We start from the raw sequence: 6,521 nt of genomic DNA, 5'->3' as shown, positions 1-6,521 counted from the left end.
CGCCCTGCGCGGCTGCGCCCTGGACGGCACGCTGCTGGCCGAGGGCACCGGCACCCGGCCGGAGGCCGCCGACACCGTGCGCAAGGTCCTCGACACGCTGCCGGTCGGAGTCCCGCTGCGCGCCATCGTCGTCGCCGTCGGCGACGTCACCGCACAGGACAGGGAGGGCGCCGGTATGCGCCCCGCGACCGAGAAGGCGGGCCCGGTCTTCGACGCCGTGACCGTCGCGCTGCCGCCGGGTGTTCCCGTGCACCTGGAGAACAACGTCAACTGCGCCGCGCTCGCCGAACTCCACGAGGGGGCCGCCCGCGGCCGCGACACCTTCGGCTATCTGCGGATCGGCGTGGGTATCGGCCTCGGCGTCGTCATCGGCGGCCAGGTGCTGCGCGGGGCGAACGGCGCCGCAGGTGAGGTGGCCCGGCTGCCGTACCCCTGGGACGACGGCCGTGAACCGCGCCACGAGGCCCTGGAGGAGCGCATAGGTTCGCCGTCCCTCCTGCGCCGGGCCGCGGAGGCATGGCAGGGCGCCGACGGCCCGTGTCCCCGTACGGCCGAACGACTCTTCGCGCTCGCCGAGGAGGGCCATGCGACGGCCCGCACCGTGGTCGGTCTGCATGCGGCCGAGGTGGGCCGGCTCGCCGCCGCCGTGGCCGCCGTGCTGGATCCGGGACTGATCGTGCTGGGCGGCGGCACCGGCGCGTTTCCGCAGCTCCTGCCCGGTGTACGCGCCGAACTGGGCCGACTGAGCTGGCCCACGGAAGTGGTCAGCAGCACGGTCGGCGACAGCGGCACGGTGGTGGGCGCGAGCCGTCTCGCCGTGGCCCGTGGACGTCAAACCGTGACCGGTGGTACGGGGGCGAAGCATTGACGGCTTACGTGTAGGTCTGCCAATGTCCGGACAAGCGCTTTCCATAGCCGGTGGGACCCGGCTCTGGATGAGGCGTCCCGCTGTACGTGACGTACGGCAGCCGTGCGAGGGCGCGCTCGTACGACTGCGGCCCGCAGTGGCCGGGGATCCCCATCCGACAGTGCGCCGCGGCCGGGCGAGGCCGAGCGCAGGAACGCGTACTCCAGGGAAAAGACCCGAGCCGCTCGTTCGGCCAGGGGATCCGTCACGCACATCCAGGAGGACCCGGTGGGTCACCAGATCTCGCGCAGAACTCTGCTCCGGACCACAAGTGGTATCGCCGTGGCCGGCGCGCTCGGCAGCGCGCTGAGCGCCTGCAGCGGAGGAACCGGAGCCGGCAGCACCAGCAGCGACCTGACCATGATTTGGTGGGGCAGCGACGACCGGCACGCGGCCTACAAGAAGGCGCTGGCCGCCTTCCAGAAGAAGAACTCGAAGATCAAGATCCGGGAGACCTACTCCGGCTACGACGGGTACTTCGACAAGTTCAACACCAACATCGCCGGCGGCAGCGCCCCGGACCTGTTGCAGATGGACACCGCCCTGGTCGCGCAGTACGCCCGCAAGGGAGTCCTCGCTCCGATCGACTCCTACGTCGGCAAGTCCCTGGACCTCACCGGCTTCTCCAAGACGCTCCTCGCCGCGGGCACCGTCGACGGCAAGCTGTACGGCGTCCCGTCCGGCATCGGCGTCAACCAGCTCACGGTCAACCGCACCGGCCTGGAGAAGCTCGGCCTGAAGCTGCCCGACCGCGAGTGGACCTGGGCCGATCTGAAGAAGATCTCCCAGGACGTCTACAAGAAGAGCGGCGGCAAGATCTACGGCGTCGACGACGGCGGCGGCTCCACGCTCCAGTGCTTCGAGGTCTTCGCCCGGGAGAAGGGCGAGACGTTCTTCTCCGACGACGGCAAGAAGCTCGGCTTCACCCCGGCCACTCTCCAGGAGTGGTGGGAGTTCTGGGCCGACATGCGCAAGGCCAACGCCTCCCCGCCGCCGGCCATCACCTCGGCCGCGCACAACGACCTCACCAAGAACGCGGTCGTCATCGGCAAGGCCCTGTTCAGCTTCGACTCCGGCATCTACGGCGCGGGCGGCTCCATCACCGACGCGCAGCTGGACTTCCTGCCCACCCCGCAGGGCGACTGGTCGGGCGCCCGCGAAGGCAACTTCGTCAACGGCGGTGTCCTGCTGAGCGCCACCAAGGCCAGCAAGAAGGTCGCCGACTCCGTCAAGATCATGTCGTTCTTCGCGCAGGACGCGACGGCGATCAAGGACATGCAGCTGCTGCGCGGCATCCCGCCGACGGAGAAGGCCCGCAACCTGATCGCCTCGGGCCTGACCCCGACGGACAAGCTGAACATGGAGAACGCCGACTACATCTCCCAGCGCGTCGGGAAGGCGACCAACGCCCTGCCCGCGCCGGTGCCGCCGCCGCAGGGTGCCGACCAGATCTGGGACCTGCTGTTCCAGTCGAACCTCGCGGTGGCCTTCGGCAAGAAGTCGATCAAGGGCCAGCTCGGGGAGTTCTTCGACCAGGCTTCGGGGATCCTGGGCGGCTGAGCTCCGCTGGGAAGCGGTAGTCCGGCTGCGGGACGTCGGCTGCGGGTTGTCCGTGGCTGGTCGCGCAGTTCCCCGCGCCCCTGACAGGGGCGCGGTGGGCCCCGCTTGGTAGTGCCGCACCACTGCAAGACCGGAGAGGGTCAGGGAGAGATGAGTATGACCACCGCGAAGACAGACGAGGTCGTGGAGGAGCAGGCTGCTCCGTCGACCCCGTCCGACCAGCGGGAGCGCGACCGTATGCGCCGCCGCCTCGCCAGACGGCGGGGCGGGGGCTGGTGGCCGTACGCCTTCCTGGCCCCCTGGTTCATCGGCCTGTTCGGCCTGACGATCTACCCGATGCTGGACTCGCTGTACCTGTCCTTCACCGACTTCGACCTGCTGACTCCGGCGCAGTGGGTCGGGATGGACAACTACAACAAGATGTTCACCGACGACCCGGTCTTCTGGGACTCGGTGCACGCCACCCTGCTGTACGTCGTCGTCTCGGTGCCGCTGAAGCTCGCGCTCGCGCTCGGCGTGGCGATGCTCCTCAACCGCGACCTGAGGGGCATCGGCCTGTACCGGGCCGCCTTCTATCTGCCGTCGCTGCTCGGCGGAGCGGTCGCCATCGCCATCGTGTGGCGGCAGGTCTTCGGCGGCGACGGTCTGTTCAACGACTTCCTCGCCTGGTTCGGCATCAAGGGCCAGGACTGGATCTCCAGCCCCGACACCGCGCTCTACACGCTGATCCTGCTGGCCGTCTGGCAGTTCGGCACCCCGATGGTCATCTTCCTCGCCGGCCTGAAGCAGCTGCCGAAGGACGTGTACGAGGCGGCCGCGATCGACGGCGCCTCGCCCGTCACCCGGTTCTTCAAGATCACCCTGCCGCTGCTGACCCCGATCGTCTTCTTCAACGTGGTCCTGCAGATCATCGACGCGTTCAAGACGTTCACCCCCGCCTTCGTCATCAGCAACGGCTCCGGCGGACCGCTCAACTCGACCATGCTGTACTCCCTCTACCTGTACAAGAAGGGCTTCACCGACCTCCAGATGGGATACGCCTCGGCTCTCGCCTGGGTGCTGTTCCTGGTCATCGCAGGCTTCACGGCGGTCAACTTCATCGCCAGCCGCTACTGGGTCCACTACGACGACTGACGTCTGAGCGAGGAGTCCTTCAGCCATGTCCGCCATCACCTCGGCCCACGCCCCGAAGTCGCCGTTGCAGAAACTGCGTTCGGCCACCGGATCGCGCCGCATCTTCATCCACACCGTGCTCATCGGCGTGGCGATCGTCATGCTCTATCCGCTGCTGTGGATGCTGAGCAGCTCGTTCAAGCCCGACACCCAGATCTTCACCCAGCCGGGGCTCATCCCGAGCTCGGTGCGCCCGGAGAACTACTCGGAGGGCTGGAGCGGCTCAGGCAACTCCTTCTCCCTCTACATCACCAACTCGCTGATCGTCACGATCGGCGCGGTGATCGGAAACGTGATCTCCTGCTCGCTGGCCGCCTACGCCTTCGCGCGCTTCGAGTTCCGCGGCAAGAAGATCTGGTTCGGCCTGATGCTCGGCACGCTCATGCTGCCCACCCAGGCCGTACTGATCCCGCAGTACACGATCTTCTACAACCTGACCTGGATCAACACCTATCTGCCGCTGATCGTGCCGAAGTTCCTCGCGGTGGACGCCTTCTTCATCTTCCTGATGGTCCAGTTCATCCGCTCCATCCCGCGCGAGCTCGACCACGCGGCCATGATGGACGGCGCCAACCCCTTCCAGATCTACTGGAAGATCATCCTGCCGCTGATGAAGCCGGCCCTGATCACCACCACGATCTTCACCTTCATCTGGACGTACGACGACTTCCTCCACCAGCTCGTCTACCTCCAGCAGAACGACAAGTTCACCGTCCCCCTCGGCCTGACCCTGTTCATGGACCAGACGAGCGGCTCCTCCTACGGTGCGATGTTCGCCATGTCGACGCTTGCCCTCCTGCCCACGCTCATCTGCTTCCTCATCTTCCAGAAGAGGCTGGTAGAAGGCTTGGCGACCTCGGGCATGAAGGGCTGATCCCGTGCATCTTCCCCACCAGCGCGGCCAGTTGCACCACCTCCCCGACGACCCGGCCGCGTACGACGCCGTGCTGGCCGCCGTCGCCGAGACGGCCCTGGCCCGCCTCACCCCCGAGGGCAACCTCGAGAACCCGGCCGCCGGCGACGACATCGGCGACACCTCGCTCGGCATCACGTCCCTGCTCGCGCTCGCCTGGCACCGCACCAAGGACCCGCGGCTGCCCGACGCGGTCCGCCGCAGCCTCGCCTTCCATCTGGGCTCGCGCGTCTACACCGAGGACAACCCCGGCTACCCGAACCTGACGGCACGCAACTCCGGTCTGCCGTACGCCCGTTACGTACTGGAGGCGGGCGCCCACCCCATCGGCGACTGGCCGAGCACGGTGTGGGCCCTGCTCCAGGCCGTCAACGTCCTCGACGCGGCGGACGGGCTCGTCGAGGAGGACCAGTACCGCGAACTCCTGGACGTCGCGGGCGGTTACTGGCGCTGGCTCACCGAGGCCACCTTCTTCAACCCGCAGGACGCGGCGAACCAGGCCATCGGCTGCGTGGTCGGCGGCCTGATGCTCGCCCGCCGTCTCCCGCCCGAGGAGGGCGAGCCGGTCCGGCAGCGGGCCCTGCGCCTGTACGCCGACGAGATCCGCGCCCGGCGTGTACGGGACCGGGGCGCGCCCCTGCCTCCCGAGCACGGCGGCGCCTACGACAACAACTACGGGCCCATCTCCCTGTCCTTCCTCGCCCAGGCCCACCTGGTCAGCGGCGAGGAGGTCTTCGCGGAGGACGGCGACACGCTCGCCCGGTACATCGACGCGCGGGTCTGCGGGAGCGGCTTCGACATCGGCGGGCCGCGCTACAGCGAGCAGCACTCCGCCTTCGAATCCGTCCTCGGGCTGCGGTACTTCGGCCGGCGCATCGGCGCCGACATCGGCCGCTACGCCGGTGACACGCGCTGGGCCCGGCACGCGGTCGGGGCCGACGGCGGAGTGGACGGGCACTTCGCGTTCATGCTCGTCTGGCAGATCCAGGACACCACGAGCTGGCACCGCGCCCCGAGCGCGGCACCCGCCCGCCACCAACTGCGGTCCGGCACGGTCACCGTGTCGTTCGACGACCGGATGACGCCCTCCGTGATCGAGGTGGGCGGCACGGCCCTGGTGGCCGCCGCCGTCAACCGGCAGCACGGGTTCGGGCCCGTGACGGACGACTTCCTGCTGTGCCGTCCGATGGGGGCGGTGCGGGTGGCGGACCGTCGCGTGGGCGGGCTCGCGGCCAAGCTCGTGACCAAGCCCGTCGTCGGCCGTGACCATGTCCTGCGCCATGTGCGGTCGCTGTATGTCACTGACGGCACGCGGCTGTGGATGACCGTGGTCGTCGAACGGCTGGACGGGGAGCGGTACTTGCTCGCCGGGATGCCGTATGTCGCCGCGGACGGTGACCGGTTCCGTCGGGTGGGCGATTCTCCGCTCGTCGAGGCCGCCGGTGAGCTGCGTCTGACGCATCCTCCGGAGGGGAGCCCGGACTCCTTCGACGCCCGCGCCGAAGTCACCCAGCAGCAGGCCGCGTTCGCCTTGGCGGCCGATCCGCGCGGGTACGGGGACCCTGACGCCGGGTGGCGGCATGTGCGGACCACGACCGCCCTGGAAGTCGGGCCCGCGCCGGATGCGCCGGAGGGGCTTGACGTCTTTGGGGTGCGTTACGGGGAATCGGCCGCTGAGCCGCTGACCGTGGTCTGCGAGCGGGTGGAGGAGGGGCTGGTCCTTCGTACGGACTCCTTCACCGCCGTGCTCGGCGAAGCCGATGAGCACGGCGAACCTCAGCTCACTTTGACTCCCGCGGGGACCTGACCTCCTCGGCGGATGCGACCGAGCCCCCGGACAGCTTTTGCTGCCGGGGGCTCGGGCGTTCCGGAGGGGTCTCGCCCCCGCCGCCCCTACCCATTCCCGTCACTTCCTCAGGGGCTCCGCCCCCGAACCCCCGCCAAAAGATTGCGCAGTTCCCCGCGCCC

At 69.0% G+C, this 6,521-nt stretch carries 5 protein-coding genes; all 5 read left to right on the top strand.

The annotated features are described in order from the left end of the window. On the top strand, positions 1–868 hold an 868-nt coding region (locus O3Q52_RS46615), incomplete at its 5' end, for an ROK family protein (protein ID WP_269654537.1). A gap of 267 nt (positions 869–1,135) precedes the next feature. Continuing rightward, on the top strand, positions 1,136–2,467 hold the full coding sequence (locus O3Q52_RS46610) for an ABC transporter substrate-binding protein (protein ID WP_189839633.1): 1,332 nt from the start codon (positions 1,136–1,138) through the stop codon (positions 2,465–2,467). Positions 2,468–2,617: 150 nt separating this feature from the next. Next, complete coding sequence (locus O3Q52_RS46605; RefSeq protein ID WP_269654536.1) at positions 2,618–3,601, top strand: carbohydrate ABC transporter permease; 984 nt, start codon at positions 2,618–2,620, stop codon at positions 3,599–3,601. Between the two features lie 25 nt (positions 3,602–3,626). Next, on the top strand, positions 3,627–4,514 hold the full coding sequence (locus O3Q52_RS46600; RefSeq protein ID WP_055613697.1) for a carbohydrate ABC transporter permease: 888 nt from the start codon (positions 3,627–3,629) through the stop codon (positions 4,512–4,514). Positions 4,515–4,518: 4 nt separating this feature from the next. Then, positions 4,519–6,360 (top strand): hypothetical protein, encoded by a 1,842-nt coding sequence (locus tag O3Q52_RS46595; protein WP_269654535.1) that lies wholly within the window; start codon positions 4,519–4,521, stop codon positions 6,358–6,360. The last annotated feature ends 161 nt before the right edge of the window (positions 6,361–6,521 follow it).

Origin of the sequence: Streptomyces sp. ActVer, from assembly GCF_027270795.1 — a bacterium.
GTDB classification, from domain to species: domain Bacteria; phylum Actinomycetota; class Actinomycetes; order Streptomycetales; family Streptomycetaceae; genus Streptomyces; species Streptomyces umbrinus_A.
Note: the sequence above shows the minus strand (reverse complement) of the source record. Positions and strands in the feature narration are given on the sequence as shown.

Excerpts from the sequence above, each read along its gene's own strand:
- O3Q52_RS46605 (WP_269654536.1), top strand. The coding sequence starts at position 2,618 with ATGAGTATGACCACCGCGAAGACAGACGAGGTCGTGGAGGAGCAGGCT.
- O3Q52_RS46600 (WP_055613697.1), top strand. The coding sequence starts at position 3,627 with ATGTCCGCCATCACCTCGGCCCACGCCCCGAAGTCGCCGTTGCAGAAA.